We start from the raw sequence: 14,409 nt of genomic DNA on the forward strand, positions 1-14,409 counted from the left end.
GACCGCAGGGCCTAGCGTCCGCCCGAGCGGCGCTTGTTGTAGACGTCGAAGGCGACCGCGAGCAGGAGCACGAGGCCCTTGACCGCCTGCTGCCACTCGATGCCGATGCCCATGATCGACATGCCGTTGTTCAGGACGCCGATGATGAGGCCACCGATGATCGCGCCGCCGATGGTGCCGACGCCGCCCTGGACCGCCGCGCCGCCGATGAAGGCGGCCGAGATGGCCTCGAGCTCGAAGCCGTCGCCCGCCTTCGGGCCGGCGAGGTTGAGTCGCGCGGTGAAGACGAGGCCGGCCAGCGCCGCGAGGACGCCCATGTTGACGAACAGCCAGAAGGTGACGTTGCGGGTCTTGATGCCGGACAGCTCCGCGGCGTGCAGGTTGCCGCCGATCGCGTAGACGTGACGGCCGAAGACGGAGCGGTTCATGACCACGCCGTAGATCAGGACGAGCACGGCGAGCACGATCAGGGTGACCGGGATGCCCTTGAAGGTGGCCAGCGCGAAGGAGAAGGCCGCGATCACGACGGAGACGAGGACGAGCTTGGTGACGAACCAGGCGCCCGGCTCGACGCTCTGCGCGTACTTCTGGCGGCCGCGGCGGGTGCGCACGGACTGCACGGCGAAGGCGACGATCGCGAGCGCGCCGATGACGAGCGACAGCGGGTCGAGGTCGGTCTCGCCGAACAGGTCGGTGAGGAAGCCGTTGCCCAGCGCGCGGTACTCGGTCGGGAAGGAGCCGATGTTCGCGTTGCCGAGGACGACGAGCGCCAGGCCGCGGAAGATCAGCATGCCCGCCAGGGTCACGATGAACGCCGGGATCCCGACGTACGCGATCCAGAAGCCCTGCCACGCTCCGACCAGGGCGCCGATGAGGAGGGAGAGGATGATCGACAGCCACCACGGGAGACCCATGTTGACCGCGAAGACGCCCGAGATCGCTCCGACGAACGCCGCGACCGAGCCGACCGAGAGGTCGATGTGCCCGGCCACGATGACCATCACCATGCCGATGGCGAGGATCAGGATGTAGCCGTTCTGGACGATCAGGTTCGAGATGTTCTGGGGGCGGAGGAGGATTCCGCCGGTCATCACCTCGAACAGCAGCACCACCACGATGAGGGCGATGAAGATGCCGTTCTTGCCGAGGTCGCCCAGCACGTGGCTGAGGCGCTTCGTGAAGGCGTTCTCGGTGGGCTTCACCTGCGCACCGGCCGCGGTGGACGGTTCGTTCTGCAGATCGGTCATCGTTGCTTCTCCTGGGTCATGAGGGTGAGGACCGCCTCGGGCGTCGCCTCGGCGATGGGCAGCTCGCCCGTGATCCGGCCCTCCGACAGCGCGTAGACGCGGTCGCAGATGCCGAGCAGCTCCGGCAGCTCGGAGGAGATGACGATGATCCCCTTACCCTGCGCCGCGAGCCGGTTGATGATGGTGTAGATCTCGTACTTCGCACCCACGTCGATGCCGCGGGTGGGCTCGTCGAGGATGAGGACGTCCGGGTCGGAGTAGATCCACTTCGACAGGACGACCTTCTGCTGGTTGCCGCCGGAGAGCTTCCCGGTCTTGGCGAGCACGGTCGGCGACTTGATGTTCATGCTGCCGCGGTACTCGTTGGCGACCTCGAACTCGCGGTTGTCGTCGACGAGTCCGCCGCGGGCGACCTTGTCGAGCGACGCGAGCGAGATGTTCCGCTTGATGTCGTCGATGAGGTTGAGGCCGTAGTGCTTGCGGTCCTCGGTCGCGTAGGCGAGCCCGTGGGCGATCGCCTCCGAGACGTTGCGGATCTTGATCTCCTTGCCGGCCTTGAAGACCTGGCCGGAGATGCGGCTGCCGTAGGAGCGGCCGAAGAGGCTCATCGCGAACTCGGTGCGCCCGGCGCCCATGAGCCCGGCGATGCCGACGATCTCGCCGCGGTGGACCGACAGGTTGACCTTGTCCACCATGACGCGGGTCGGGTCCTGGGGGTGGTGGGCCGTCCAGTCGACCACGCGCAGGATCTCCTCGCCGATGTGCGGCGTGTGGTCCGGGTAGCGGTGGTCGAGGTCGCGGCCGACCATGTCCTTGATGATGCGGTCCTCGGTGACGTCGTCGTGAGCGATCGTCTCGATGGTCTTGCCGTCGCGGATGACCGTGACGGTGTCCGCGATCTTCTTGATCTCGTTCAGCTTGTGGCTGATGATGATCGACGTGATGCCCTGCTCCTTGAGGTGCAGGATCAGGTCGAGCAGGTGGTCCGAGTCCTCGTCGTTCAGGGCCGCGGTGGGCTCGTCGAGGATGAGCAGCTTGACCCGCTTCGAGAGCGCCTTCGCGATCTCGACGAGCTGCTGCTTGCCGACTCCGATCTCCATGATCTTGGTGGTCGGGTTCTCGCGCAGACCCACGCGGGCCAGCAGCGCCGCGGCCTCCTGGTTGGTCTTGTTCCAGTCGATCAGGCCGCCGAAGCCGCGCACCTCGTTGCCGAGGAAGATGTTCTCCGCGATGGAGAGGTAGGGGCTGAGGGCCAGCTCCTGGTGGATGATGACGATGCCCTTCGCCTCCGAGTCGCGGATGCTGGAGAACTGCATCACCTCGTCCTCGAAGACGATGTCGCCCTCGTAGGTGCCGTGCGGGTAGACGCCCGACAGGACCTTCATCAGCGTCGACTTGCCGGCGCCGTTCTCCCCGCAGATCGCGTGGACTTCGCCGCGCTGTGCGTTGAGCGTGACGTCCTGGAGCGCCTTCACGCCCGGGAACGTCTTGGTGATGCCGCGCATCTCGAGGATGTTCGAGGTCACGCCGCCTCCCTTCCTTCGTAGTGGGGGAGGGCGCCCAGTGGGCGCCCTCCCGGGGTGTTCCTTCTCGGGTGAGGAGAGAGGACTAGCCGTTCACTTCCGCGTCGGTGTAGTAGCCGCCGTCGACGAGGACGGACTGGATCTGGTCCTTGGTGACGATGACCGGCTCGAGCAGGAAGGACGGGACGACCTTCTTGCCGTTGTCGTAGGTGTCGGTGTCGTTGACCTCGGGCTCGGTGCCCTCGAGCACGGCCTGGGCCATCTTCACGGCCTCCTTGGCGAGCTCGCGGGTGTCCTTGTAGATGGTCGCGTACTGCTCGCCGGCGATGATCGCCTTGACGGAGTCGAGCTCGGCGTCCTGACCGGTGATGATCGGGAAGTCGGAGCCGACGGTGTAGCCGGCGTCGGTCAGAGCCGAGATGATGCCGCGGCTGAGGCCGTCGTAGGGCGAGAGGACGCCCTGGACCTTGGAGCCGTCGGAGTACGTCTTGGTGAGGATGTCCTCCATGCGGCTCTGGGCGACCTCGCCGTCCCAGCGGAGCGTGGCGACGGTGTTGAAGTCGGTCTCGCCGGACTTCACGACGAGCGTCTTGTCGTCGATGTACGGCTGGAGGGTGTCCATCGCGCCGTTGAAGAAGAACGTGGCGTTGTTGTCGTCGGGGCTGCCGGCGAACAGCTCGACGTTGAACGGGCCGGCGGGGGCGTCGGCGGCCTTCGCGCCGGTGAGGTCGGTGAGACCGAGGCCCGCGAGGAGCGAGGTGGCCTGCTGGACGCCCACCTTGTAGTTGTCGAACGTGGCGTAGTAGTCCACGTTCTCGGAGTCGCGGATGAGGCGGTCGTAGGCGATGACGGGGATGTCGTTGGCCTTGGCCTCCTCGAGCACGCTCGTGAGGGTGGTGCCGTCGATCGAGGCGACGATCAGGGCCTTGGCGCCCTTGGTGATCATGTTCTCGAGCTGCGAGACCTGGGTGGGGATGTCGTCCTCGGCGTACTGCAGGTCGACCTTGTAGCCGGCCTCCTCGAGCTGCGACTTGACGTTGTTGCCGTCAGCGATCCAGCGCTCGGACGACTTGGTCGGCATCGCGACGCCGACGAGGCCGCCGTCGCCGGATCCCGAGCCCGAGCCGCCACCGGTTCCGGAGGAGCAGGCGGCGAGGGAGAGGATCATCGCTCCGCCGGCGATGCCGGCGATGAGAGCGCGCTTCATTGTGGTCACTGTGATTCCTTCGTCATTGAATGCAGTGGATGCAGGGCCGCCCTCGGGATCGGGGCGGAGATGTGATGCCATGTGAGCGATCACATTGCGTCATGCTAGACCCGACGGCGCCGTTCGTGTCAACGCGTACGTCTCGACTCGGTAACGGGACACCGGCGGCCTCGCATACCGCGTCGTCCGCTCCCCGACCGCTCGTGTCAAGGGTCCCCGGCCCCGGAAGGGAGCCGGAGCCGTCGGCGTTGCGTCCAGCACTGTCGAAAGGACGCACACCATGACGAAGACCTGGTTCATCACCGGCGCCTCGAAGGGCTTCGGCCGCGAGTGGGCCGAGGCGGCGCTCGAGCGCGGCGACTCGGTCGCCGGCACCGCCCGCCGGATCGAGACCCTCGACGCCCTCGTCGAGGAGTATCCGGACACGTTCCTCCCGCTGACCCTCGACGTGACCGACCGCGCGGCCGGCTTCGCCGCTGTGCAGGCCGCGGCCGAGCGGTTCGGCCGGCTGGACGTCGTGATCAACAACGCCGGCTACGGGCACTTCGGCATGATCGAGGAGCTCACCGAGGAGGAGGTCCGCGCGCAGCTCGAGACCAACGTCTTCGGCGCCCTCTGGGTCACCCAGGCCGCGCTGCCGATCCTCCGCGAGCAGGGCGCGGGCCACATCGTCCAGGTGTCGAGCATCGGCGGCATCAGCGCGTTCCCCTCGATCGGCGCGTACCACGCGTCGAAGTGGGCGCTCGAGGGCTTCACCCAGTCGCTGGCCGCCGAGGTCGCCGGCTTCGGGATCCACGTGACCCTCGTCGAGCCCGGCGGGTACTCGACCGACTGGTCCGGTCCCTCCGCGTCGCGCAGCGAGCCGATCGCCGCCTACGACGAGGTCCGCGAGGCCGCGAGCCGTCGCCCCTCCGCCGCCCAGCAGGGCGACCCGAGGGCCTCGCGTCTCGGGATCCTCGCGGTCGTGGATGCGGAGGAGCCGCCGCTGCGCATCTTCTTCGGGCGCGCGCCGCTGGGCATCGCGACGGCGGACTACGAGTCGCGCCTGGAGACCTGGAAGCGCTGGAACGACGTGTCGATCGCCGCTCACGGCGAGTGATCCCGGGCGGTCGTGGCGCGTGGGCGCCGCGGCCGCCGTCAGCGCGAGCTGGCGACGCTCGCGTTCCGGGGGACGGCCGTGGATCCGCGGACGACCAGCTGCGGAGCGATCGGTGCCGCCTTCTCCGGCCGGTCGCCCTCGATCAGGCTGAGCAGCGCGGCCACGCACCGGCGTCCGAGCTCCACGAAGTCCTGGCGGACGCTGGTCAGCGGCGGCCAGTAGAACGCCGCCTCGGGGATGTCGTCGAAGCCGATGACGCTGACGTCCTCCGGCACGCGCACCCCGCGCTCGTGGAACGCGCTCATCAGTCCGAGCGCCATCTGGTCGTTCCCCGCGAACACCGCGGTGAAGTCGAGGAAGCGCGAGAGCTCGAGGCCCACGCGGTGGCCGCGCTCGGCGCTCCAGTCGCCGAGCAGCGGCGGGCGCAGCGGGATCGAGCGGTGGTCGAGCTCGGCGAGGTAGCCGCGCATCCGTGCCTCGGCCTCGATCCAGTCCTGCGGGCCGGCGAGGTGCACGATCTCGGTGTGACCGAGGTCGATCAGGTGCCCGGTGGCGATGCGGGCGCCGGCCATCTGGTCGACGTAGAGCGCGTCGTCGCGGTCGTCCTCGCTCGTCTGCAGCGTCACGTGCGGGATGCGCAGCGCGACTCCGGAGAGGATGTCGAAGACGCGGATCTGCGGGGCGACGACCACGAGGCCCTCGACCGCCTGGTTGAGCAGATGCCGGATCCCGGCCTGGATCGACGCGCCGTCGGTGCCGTCGACGTTGGCCGTGACGACGAGGTATCCCGCGTCGCGCGCCGCCACCTCGATGGCCTGGATGCTGGAGGCCGGACCGTACTGCAGACTCTGCGAGGACAGCACGCCGACGGTGCGGGTGCGGCTGGTGACCAGTGCCCGCGCGGCGAGGTTGGGGCGGTAGTCGAGCTCGGCCATGACCTCGAGCACGCGCTTCTTCGTCTCGGCGCGGAGGCTCGGGTGGTCGTTCAGGACCCGGGAGACGGTCTGGTGCGAGACGCCGGCCGCGCGGGCGACGTCGTAGATGCTCGGCGCCCGCGACGCGGGCTTGTCTTCCGGCATCGGGCACCGCGGCTCTCTGTGATCGGCGCCTCCGACGCAGGACCGGGGCGCCCTCACGGGCGGCTCGCCCGTCCGCGGGCGCGTGTGAGCACACTTTACGTCCCTCGGCGCGGGGGCCTGCACACCGACGGAACCTCGACGGCTCGGACGGGTGCCGCTCCCGGATCGGCCGGACGTTCCGGCACCGCTGGTGCGGGCGCGCCGGAACGACGCGATCCGCGCCTCCGCCCCGCGGTCGTCGCAGCGGGTGGTCGACGCGGTCGGGTCAGCCGTCGAAGACCTCGGCCGAGGCGAAGGCCGCATCGGAGCGGAGCACGGCGACGAGGTCCGCGGGACAGTCCTCGAAGGCCGTCCTCTCCGGACCGGGAGGCGTGTGCGCTCGGACGTCGACGACGGATCCCTGGGGCGCGACGGCGTCGGGCGATCACAGGCGCCACCCTGCGGTCCGGGGTACTTTCCTGCGTGTGAACGACAGCGACGAGAAGTCCGGGAGAGGCTGGCGCATCGATCTCGGCGAGCCGCCGGAGAGCGTGTCCGGCGATGTCGTCGACGCTCTCGATAAGGTGTCCGCGGAATTCGCGGCATTCCGGAGCGGGACTTCCGGCGAGGGCGGAGAAAGGGCCGCGGCCCTCCGCGGAGCCGCCCGACTCGGGGCCGGAGAGCACCGGCTCGCCGTCGCCTCGGGACTGACGCGGGAAGGCGTCCGCGCCTTTCTCGCGGGGGGATGACAAGCCGTCGGAGAGGCGGTTCCCCCGTGCCTCGACGAGCCGGCGCCGAAAGAAGAGAAAGGCCTCGAGAAGGCGCGGCATCCGGAGAGATCGGAGACGACGAATGGACGACGAGGAGTGGGCTCGGAACCTTCTCGCGATGAAGCGCCGAGCACCGACGGATCAGGACGGCGCGACCGCGGAATGCCGTGACGCGATGCTGGCGGCCGTCCTGCGGGAGCTGGACGCGGTCGATCCGTACGGACTCGAGCCGGGTCGCGAGGACGGCGCTCCCCGCGAGGAGTACGCGTCTGAGGCGGCCCCGATCGCGAGCATCCTCCTGCGCCGAGGACGGATCACCGGCGAGGAGCTCGACGCCGTCTGGCGGTTCTGGTTCGGCGAGCCGCTGAGCGCCCTGCTCGGCGACGGCTTCGCCCCGCTCCTGGCGCGGCTCGACCGGCTCGCTCCTCCCTCGGCGGAGGACTGACGGGCGTCGGGTTCCGGCGGCGGACCGGCCGCGGTCCCGGCGTCCCGTATCGCTCCGCCCAGCTCCGCCCAGCTCCGCCCAGCTCCGCCCAGCTCCGCCCAGCTCCGCCTAGCTCCGCTCGCGGAAGAAGCGGATGAGCTCGCGCAGGGCCGGGAGCGTCGCGCTCTCGGCCTCGGCGTCGTCGAGGTCGTCGAAGGAGGTGCGGAGCCCGGCGGCGTCGGCGTCGGCGGCTGACTCGAACGCCATCGACCACTCCGGGAACAGCCGCTCCCGGATCGGCTCCTCGAGGAGGGTGCGCAGCTGCGCGTGGCGCTCGTCGGCGGCGATGACGGCCATCCGCTCGCGCAGGACCGCGTCCGGCCCCTCGAGCACCTGGAGGAATCGGCCGTCGCGGTGCAGGAGCATGCCGGTCAGGCCGAGGCGCTCGTTGTTCGCGCGGCACTGGGCGAGCAGCGCGGGGAGGTCGGCGTCCGTGAAGCCGGCGGAGGTGCGGCTGGAGTAGACGAGGGAGAGCATGGCGTCCGTTCCGGGTGGGGGAGGCGGGCGCCTCCGCTCCCAGTGGACCACCGACAGCGCCTCCCGCACGGCCACTTCCGCCGGCGGCGGCGGGCTGCTAGAGCTAGCCGACCGTGATCGGAGCGGCGGACGGACGGGTGCCCTGCCGCATCCAGACGAAGAAGCCGACCAGGGTGAAGGCGCCGTAGAACACGTACATCAGCCCCGACGCGTAGTAGCCGGCCGAGAACAGCAGCGGCACGCCGACCAGGTCGACGGCCACCCAGATGAGCCAGAACTCGGTCCAGCCCTTCGCCATGCCGTAGGTGGCGAGGACGGAGCCGACGAAGATCCACGCGTCGCTCCAGACCGGCTCGTAGGAGCCGAGCGCGCGGAACACCGGGGTCAGCACCGCGGTGCCGCCGACCATCCCGAGCACCAGCAGGCCGCGGGTGCGCCACGACGCCCAGCGCGGCTCGATCAAGGTGGTCGAGTCGTCGGGGCGGTGGGTCCACCGGTACCAGCCGTAGACGCTGACCAGGATGAACATCACCTGCCGCCCGGCCTGGCCGAGCAGGTTGACGGGGTTCGGAGTGCCGAACAGGGCGCCCATGAAGACCGTGAACAGCAGCACGTTGCCGATGAGGCCGACGGGCCAGGCCCAGACCTTCCGCCGCATCCCGCCGAGGGCGCTGAGGAGCCCGAAGACGTTGCCGATGACCTCCCGCCAGAGGACGGTCTGCTCGCCGATGACGATCTGCGCGTCGAACAGCCAGTGCACGAGGTCCACGAGGCCTTCTTCCTGAGTCGGGATGCCGGGTGGTGCAACCCTGCCCCATCCCGGGCCATTCCCGTCGCGGGCGGATGCGGGCGCCGCGCTCGGACCACGCTGGATCCCGCTCCGCGGCGGGGAGCGCGACCGGCGCCCCGCTGTGCCGCCGCGACCGTAGGCTGGCGGGATGACGTCCCGGGTGCGACTCCTGCTGGCCTCGTCGCACCCCGGGCCGACCGTGACGGTCACCGTGCTGGCGACCGTGATCGCGGCGGCGTCCGGGCATCCGCTCGGGCAGGTCGTGCTGGTGGCGCTCGCCGTGCTGCTCGGGCAGCTCTCGATCGGGCTCGCGAACGACTGGATCGACGCCGACCGCGACCGCGCGGTGGGGCGCACCGACAAGCCGGTCGCGCAGGGGCTGATCGGCGTGGGCGCCGTCCGCACCGCCGCACTGGGGACGGCCGCGGCCGCCGTGGTGCTCTCGCTGCTGCTCGGACCGGTCGCCGCGGTCGCGCACCTGGTGCTGGTCGCCGCGGGCTGGGCCTACGACGCGGGGCTCAAGCGCACGGTCTGGTCGGTCGCTCCGTTCCTGGTCGCCTTCGGGCTGCTGCCGGTGGTGGCGGTCGCGGCGGGCGACGGCCGGCTCCCCGCCTGGTGGGCGATCGCGACCGGCGCCGTGTTCGGCGTCGCGATCCACTGCACGAACGTGCTCCCCGACCTGGTCGACGACGAGGCCACCGGGGTCCGCGGCTTCCCCCACCGCCTCGGCCTGCGGCTCTCCGGAGTCGTCGCCTTCGGGTCGCTGGTGGTCGCCGCGCTGCTCGTGCTCGTCGGACAGCTCGTCGGCGACCAGCCGGTGCGCGGGACGGGCGTGGTGCTCGCGGTGATCGGGACCCTCGCGGTGGTCGTGCTCGCCGCGGCGGGCATCCGCCTGGTGCTGACCGGCCCGCCCACGCGCACCCTGTTCCGGCTGGTGATCGCGGCCTCGCTCGTGCTGGTGGTCGAGCTCGGGCTGGCGGGCGCGCGGCTGGTCGGCTGACCGGCCGCCCTCAGGACCAGCGCATCGCGTAGACGCGGGCGAGCAGGTCCGAGGTCGGCAGGGCGAGGGCGGTGCGGAGGAACGCCTCGCGGCCGCGGTGCGCGAGCGAGCCGAGCGGGCGTCCGAGGGCCATGTTCGCCTCCGCCTGCCGCGCCGCGCGCCGGGCCGCGGTGGTGCGGCGCCGGGCGAAGTCGGGCCAGGGGCCGGCCTCACCGCGGCGCACGGCACCGGCCAGGAGCGGAGCGAGCTCGGCGGCGTCGAGCCAGCCGAGGTTCATGCCCTGCCCGCCGATCGGACTGATCTCGTGCGCGGCGTCGCCGATGAGGACGACGCGGCCGACGCCCATCCGCTCGGCCTCTCGGCGCCGCACCTGGAAGCCGCTGAGCATCGTGCAGGTCTCCGGGTCGGCGTCGGCGCCCGTCCGGTCGCGGACCGCGGCGGCCAGGGCGCGCGCGGCCTCCTGGTCGGGGGCCTCCTCGGGCCGCCACGCGGGGGCGCCGAGAGAGCGGTCCGGGCCGCTCAGGGCGACGTACCGGCGCCGACCGCCCGGGAGCGGGAAGGACTCCACCACTCCCGCCGGGCCGACGTCGACCAGCGCGGTGCCGGTGAGACCGCCGGGCTCGGGGTCGGCGAAATCGCCCATCACGTAGCGGTCCGGGTAGTCGCGGCCGGTGGTGCGGATCCCGAGCAGCTCGCGGACGGTGCTCCGGGCGCCGTCGGCTCCGACGACGAAGGCGGCGCGGACCGAGACCGGCTCGCCGCCGGGGCCGGTGCCGGTCGCCTCGACGGTGGAGCCGCGGCGGAGCAGGCCGGTCAGCGCGACTCCGGGACGCAGCGCCTCCGGAGCCGCCGCCTCCAGCCGCTCGCGGAGGATCGCCTCGGTGCGGTGCTGGTCGAGGGTGACGACGTAGGGGTGCGTCGCGGACGCCCGCGCGAACGAGAGCGTGCCGAGGGTGCGGCCCCGGCTGCGCGCGACGCCCTCGCGGACGCGGGTGGCCTCGGCCAGGACGGGAGCATCGGCGCCGACCGCGGCGAACGCGTCGAGCGAGGGCGGATGGATGCCGATCGCCCGCGAGCCGCGCGGGACCGAGGAGCGCCGCTCCCACACCTGCACGCCTGCGCCCGCCCGCGCCAGGAGCGCGCCGAGCAGGAGTCCGACCGGACCGCCGCCGACCACGAGCACGTCCGTCTCCGCTGTCACGGGTCGAGCCTAGGCAGCGGCGGCGCGGCGGGCGAGGGGGTGCGCTCGACCGCCGCGCGTGCTCAGGGTGCGAGCGGAGGGATCAGAGCGCGTCGACGGCGGCGAGGACGTCCTCGGTCTCGGTGCGCGTCGTGTAGTCGACATGCACGTCGGCGGTGCGGACGATCCGGTCGGCGTCGACGACCAGGACGGTCGGGTACGGGACGGCCGGGGTGTCGTCGGCGTTGCTGTCCTTCACGGCGAAGCCGAGCGCGGTGTGCGCCTCCTGCGCCTCGCCGCTCGGCGCGGTGACGATGCCGAGAGCGCTCGCCAGCGTGTTGCCGGGGTCGGAGACGACGGTGAAGCCCAGGTCGCCGTTCGCGACCGCCGCGCGCGACCCGTCGGGGGTCTGCGGGCTGATCGCGACGAGGGCGACGCCGCGCGACGCGAGCTCGGGGGCGAGGGTCTCGTTGTAGTGCTTGAGCGTGATGTTGCAGTACGGGCACCAGGCTCCGCGGTAGAAGACGAGGACGGCCGGGCCGGCGCCGAGGACGTCCGCGAGGTCGACGGTCTCGCCGTCGACGGTCACGACGGAGGCGGCGGGGAGCGCGTCGCCGGCGGTGACGGCTCCGCTCGGGGCGCCGGCGGCGACGAGGTCGTCGCGCTCGCCGGAGAAGACGGCGGCGAGCTCGGGGCCGACCGTCTCGTCGAAGCCGACGGTGAACTCGTCGAGCTGGGTGCGGACGGAGGTGCTGGTCATCGGAAGTCCTTCGGTCGTGACGGTCGTGGTCCCCCGTCCGGGAGCCTAGGCACGCGGGGGACCGGGCGCCGGGCGCCCGTCACGCGGCGTCACACGACGGCCGACGCGTGTCGGCCGGCGTGCGTGGGGACGGGCCCCGTCGCTCCGTCACTCCGGGGCGACGACCAGCTCGCCGCCGGCGGAGCGCGAGACGCACGGCATGATCCAGCGGTCCTGCTCCTCGGGGGTCAGCACCAGGTCGCGGTGCTCCGCCGTCCCGCCGACGAGGCGCAGGCGGCAGGTGCCGCACGTGCCCGACTCGCAGGAGGAGTCGACGTCGATCCCGGAGGAGCGGAGCGCGGTGAGGAGCGAGCGGTCGGCCGGGACCTCCACAACGGCTCCGGTCGGCTCCCAGACGGCGGCGAAGGGGACGGCTCGGTCGCCGACGGCGTCGACGCCCGCGAAGTCCTCGACGTGGATCCGGCTCGGGCGCCAGTGCATCGTGAGGGCGAGGACCTCGTCGATCAGCGCGGACGGACCGCAGCAGTAGATCCGGGTGTCGTCGTCGGGCTCGGCGACGAGCGGCCAGAGGTCGAGCCGGCCGTGGATCGCACTGTGGTGCACGAGGGAGCCGTCGGCGGAGAACTCGTCGAGCCACGCGGTGTCCTCGGGGGTGCGGCTGAGGTAGACGACCTGCACGGCCGATCCCTGCGCCCGGAGCTCGGCGGCCATCGCGCGGATCGGGGTGACCCCGATCCCGCCGGCGATCAGGAGGTAGCGGGCGGCGGGCCGGAGGGCGAAGGTGTTCGCGGGCGGCGCGGAGGAGAGGACATCGCCGACGCGGACGTCGTCGTGGAGGCTCCGCGATCCGCCCCGACCCCCGGGCTCGCGGCGCACCGCGATCGCGTAGTGCGACGGCTCCGCGGATCCCGGCTCGACGAGGCTGTAGCTGCGGCGCTCGCCGGAGGGGGTCGTGAGCGTGAGGTGCGCGCCGGCGGAGTAGCCGGGCAGCGGGGCGCCGTCCTCGCTCCGCAGCACGAAGCGGGTGACGGCCGGGGTGAGCGCCTCGCGCTCGGCCACCACGAGCCGCAGCTCAGCCACGGAGCACCAGCTCGTCGCCCACGCCGAGCGTGCCGCCGTCGAGGACCTCCGCGTAGACGCCGAGGAGCTCGTGGCCGTAGGTCTCGTGCAGCAGGCGAGGGACCGGCAGGTCGCGCCGACCGGTGCCCGGCTCGACCTCGGTCGCGGCGCACCGCTCGGTGGCCTTCGTGATCCGCAGCCGCAGCCCGCCCGCGGTGAGCTCGCGCCCGAGCAGCTCGAGTTCGCTCCACGCCGGCAGCCCCTCGAGATGGATGTTCCCGCGGAACCGCAGCGGATCGACGCTCCGGCCGGTGCGCTCGGCGAGGTCGCGGACACTCGCCAGGTTGATCAGCGAGACGTACTCCATCTCGACATCGGAGTTGTGGGCCGTGTCGGTGTAGCGGCGCCCCGCGTCCTGGGCGATCACGGGCTCGACGCCGGGCGGCAGGTCGAGCACGCGGGCGGCGAAGGAGCGCAGTGCGGCCCGGCCGTCCTCCGCGCCGAGGTCGGCGGAGAGGACCCGGTGGCCGCGGACGTCGACGGTGAGCACTCCGCTGCCGGGGTCGAGGTGCGTGGTCAGGCCGGCGAGGCGCGCCTCGGCGACGAGCACGAAGTACTCGCGCTTGGAGATGCCGTGCCGCATGCCGGGCCGGTAGGCGCCGCCGGGGCGGGCGAGGGCGATCGTGCGGTCGAAGGGGACGCCGCGGCCGGCGGTGAGCTCGACGCGGGGGAGCGGCTGCGGGGTCAGGCCCTTCACCGGGTAGACGAAGAGGCCGTCCACGCGTGTCGTCATGCCCCCATCCTGGCGCATCGCCGGGGAGCCGGCAGGGCCGTCGCGGCGCAGCGGAGCGCGAGGAACGGACGCGGCGCCGTGCGGATCCTGCGAGGGCGGGCGGAGGGATCCCCTCCGCCGGGCCTCGTCAGTACTGGAGGGAGAGGCCGACCAGGGGCGGGACGACGAGCGCGCCCAGCTCGACGATCGCGACGCTCGCGCCGACGCCGAGCGTGACGGCCGAGAGCAGCCGGGCGCGGTCCTTCCGCGCGACGCCGATGACGCCGACGATCGCGGTCGCCGTCGCGAGCACGAGCATCGTGACCCCGAGGGCGGCGAAGAGCGCCCCGATCTGCGTGGTGTCGAAGCCGCCCTGGAACGCGAGGACCGGGATGGCCGTGGTGAGCGCGGTCCGCCCGATCTGCGCGAGGACGAGGACGATCGCGAGGACGAGGCCGACGATGCCGACGACGTCGCGGGGCCGGGGCTGGGGGGCGGGGACGGAGGCGGTCACGCCGTCGAGCCTAGGGGCGGGCGCGGCGGCGGGGCGAACGGGCGGGGGCGTTCCGGCGGGGACGGACGGAGCGGGCTCGCACCGCGGACCGCCTCGGACGAGCTCCGCGATCCGCAGCACCCGGTCGGCCGACGTCCGGGCGGACGGGTCGTGTGCTGGGACCCGCGCGGACCTCCGCGGTCGGCGGGACGTCGTGTCCTGTTCGCCTGCCGCCCCTTGCCCGCGCGCCGCTCCGAGCGCACGCTGGAGCCATGACCGCCTGGAGCCCTCTCGAGACCGTCGGCGCCGTGGTGCTCGCCCTCGCGCTGATCGGGCTCGCCGCCGCGGCCGTGGCGGTCGGAGCGGGCGACGAGATCGCGTTCATCGGCGTGCTGGTCGCCTTCGCAGTCGCGGTCACCGGGCTCGGCCTCCACATCGCCGGCCGCGAGGCGCGGTACCGCCGCGACAACCGGTGACTCCGTCGCGCTAC

General features: G+C 72.3%; 16 protein-coding genes. 5 read left to right on the plus strand and 11 right to left on the minus strand.

Going from position 1 to position 14,409, the window contains the following annotated elements; translation table 11 throughout:
• Positions 1–11: 11 nt before the first annotated feature.
• The 3 genes from mmsB to chvE form a co-directional block, all read right to left on the minus strand.
• Entirely contained in the window at positions 12–1,247 is a 1,236-nt protein-coding gene (gene mmsB / locus GSU40_RS04500) for a multiple monosaccharide ABC transporter permease (protein WP_104227395.1), read from the minus strand.
• Positions 1,244–2,773, minus strand: coding sequence for a multiple monosaccharide ABC transporter ATP-binding protein (mmsA, locus tag GSU40_RS04505; RefSeq protein ID WP_104256398.1), 1,530 nt, complete (start codon positions 2,771–2,773; stop codon positions 1,244–1,246). The genes mmsB and mmsA overlap by 4 nt, the downstream gene beginning before the upstream one ends.
• An 82-nt stretch (positions 2,774–2,855) precedes the next feature.
• Complete coding sequence (gene chvE / locus GSU40_RS04510; RefSeq protein ID WP_104227397.1) at positions 2,856–3,977, minus strand: multiple monosaccharide ABC transporter substrate-binding protein; 1,122 nt, start codon at positions 3,975–3,977, stop codon at positions 2,856–2,858.
• 280 nt (positions 3,978–4,257) lie between these two features.
• Between chvE and GSU40_RS04515 the strand changes: the two genes are divergently transcribed.
• Positions 4,258–5,076: an SDR family oxidoreductase gene (locus GSU40_RS04515; protein ID WP_160033854.1), complete on the plus strand. Its 819-nt coding sequence runs from the start codon at positions 4,258–4,260 to the stop codon at positions 5,074–5,076.
• A 38-nt stretch (positions 5,077–5,114) separates the two neighbouring features.
• Here GSU40_RS04515 and GSU40_RS04520 read toward each other — a convergent pair whose 3' ends face one another.
• The gene (locus GSU40_RS04520; RefSeq protein ID WP_160033856.1) at positions 5,115–6,155 is read right to left on the minus strand and encodes a LacI family DNA-binding transcriptional regulator; all 1,041 of its coding nucleotides are present in this window, start codon (positions 6,153–6,155) and stop codon (positions 5,115–5,117) included.
• Between the two features lie 464 nt (positions 6,156–6,619).
• Between GSU40_RS04520 and GSU40_RS04525 the strand changes: the two genes are divergently transcribed.
• Positions 6,620–6,883: a hypothetical protein gene (locus GSU40_RS04525; RefSeq protein WP_104227400.1), complete on the plus strand. Its 264-nt coding sequence runs from the start codon at positions 6,620–6,622 to the stop codon at positions 6,881–6,883.
• 139 nt (positions 6,884–7,022) lie between these two features.
• A complete protein-coding gene (locus tag GSU40_RS04530; RefSeq protein WP_160033858.1) occupies positions 7,023–7,349 on the plus strand; it encodes a hypothetical protein in 327 nt (108 codons plus the stop codon).
• A gap of 108 nt (positions 7,350–7,457) precedes the next feature.
• Here GSU40_RS04530 and GSU40_RS04535 read toward each other — a convergent pair whose 3' ends face one another.
• Both GSU40_RS04535 and pnuC read right to left on the minus strand, forming a co-directional pair.
• The gene (locus GSU40_RS04535; protein ID WP_104227402.1) at positions 7,458–7,865 is read right to left on the minus strand and encodes a BLUF domain-containing protein; all 408 of its coding nucleotides are present in this window, start codon (positions 7,863–7,865) and stop codon (positions 7,458–7,460) included.
• Between the two features lie 103 nt (positions 7,866–7,968).
• The gene (pnuC, locus tag GSU40_RS04540; RefSeq protein ID WP_104227403.1) at positions 7,969–8,634 is read right to left on the minus strand and encodes a nicotinamide riboside transporter PnuC; all 666 of its coding nucleotides are present in this window, start codon (positions 8,632–8,634) and stop codon (positions 7,969–7,971) included.
• Positions 8,635–8,803: 169 nt separating this feature from the next.
• Here pnuC and GSU40_RS04545 point away from each other — a divergent pair, with 169 nt between their 5' ends.
• Positions 8,804–9,655 (plus strand): UbiA family prenyltransferase, encoded by an 852-nt coding sequence (locus GSU40_RS04545; RefSeq protein ID WP_160033860.1) that lies wholly within the window; start codon positions 8,804–8,806, stop codon positions 9,653–9,655.
• Between the two features lie 10 nt (positions 9,656–9,665).
• Here GSU40_RS04545 and GSU40_RS04550 read toward each other — a convergent pair whose 3' ends face one another.
• The 5 genes from GSU40_RS04550 to GSU40_RS04570 form a co-directional block, all read right to left on the minus strand.
• Positions 9,666–10,856, minus strand: coding sequence for an NAD(P)/FAD-dependent oxidoreductase (locus GSU40_RS04550; RefSeq protein ID WP_160033862.1), 1,191 nt, complete (start codon positions 10,854–10,856; stop codon positions 9,666–9,668).
• 82 nt (positions 10,857–10,938) lie between these two features.
• Positions 10,939–11,595: a peroxiredoxin-like family protein gene (locus GSU40_RS04555; protein ID WP_160033864.1), complete on the minus strand. Its 657-nt coding sequence runs from the start codon at positions 11,593–11,595 to the stop codon at positions 10,939–10,941.
• A gap of 147 nt (positions 11,596–11,742) precedes the next feature.
• On the minus strand, positions 11,743–12,675 hold the full coding sequence (locus GSU40_RS04560) for a PDR/VanB family oxidoreductase (protein WP_104250910.1): 933 nt from the start codon (positions 12,673–12,675) through the stop codon (positions 11,743–11,745).
• Complete coding sequence (locus GSU40_RS04565; protein WP_159939649.1) at positions 12,668–13,447, minus strand: MOSC domain-containing protein; 780 nt, start codon at positions 13,445–13,447, stop codon at positions 12,668–12,670. Before GSU40_RS04565 ends, GSU40_RS04560 begins: the two co-directional genes overlap by 8 nt.
• Before the next feature lie 127 nt (positions 13,448–13,574).
• The gene (locus GSU40_RS04570) at positions 13,575–13,940 is read right to left on the minus strand and encodes a hypothetical protein (protein WP_104269709.1); all 366 of its coding nucleotides are present in this window, start codon (positions 13,938–13,940) and stop codon (positions 13,575–13,577) included.
• A 251-nt stretch (positions 13,941–14,191) separates the two neighbouring features.
• On the opposite strand from GSU40_RS04570, the gene GSU40_RS04575 reads away from it, so the two are divergent.
• Positions 14,192–14,395, plus strand: coding sequence for a hypothetical protein (locus GSU40_RS04575; RefSeq protein WP_104248362.1), 204 nt, complete (start codon positions 14,192–14,194; stop codon positions 14,393–14,395).
• Positions 14,396–14,409: the final 14 nt, after the last annotated feature.

The sequence above is a fragment of the Rathayibacter sp. VKM Ac-2805 genome, assembly GCF_009834265.1.
Taxonomy (GTDB): domain Bacteria; phylum Actinomycetota; class Actinomycetes; order Actinomycetales; family Microbacteriaceae; genus Rathayibacter.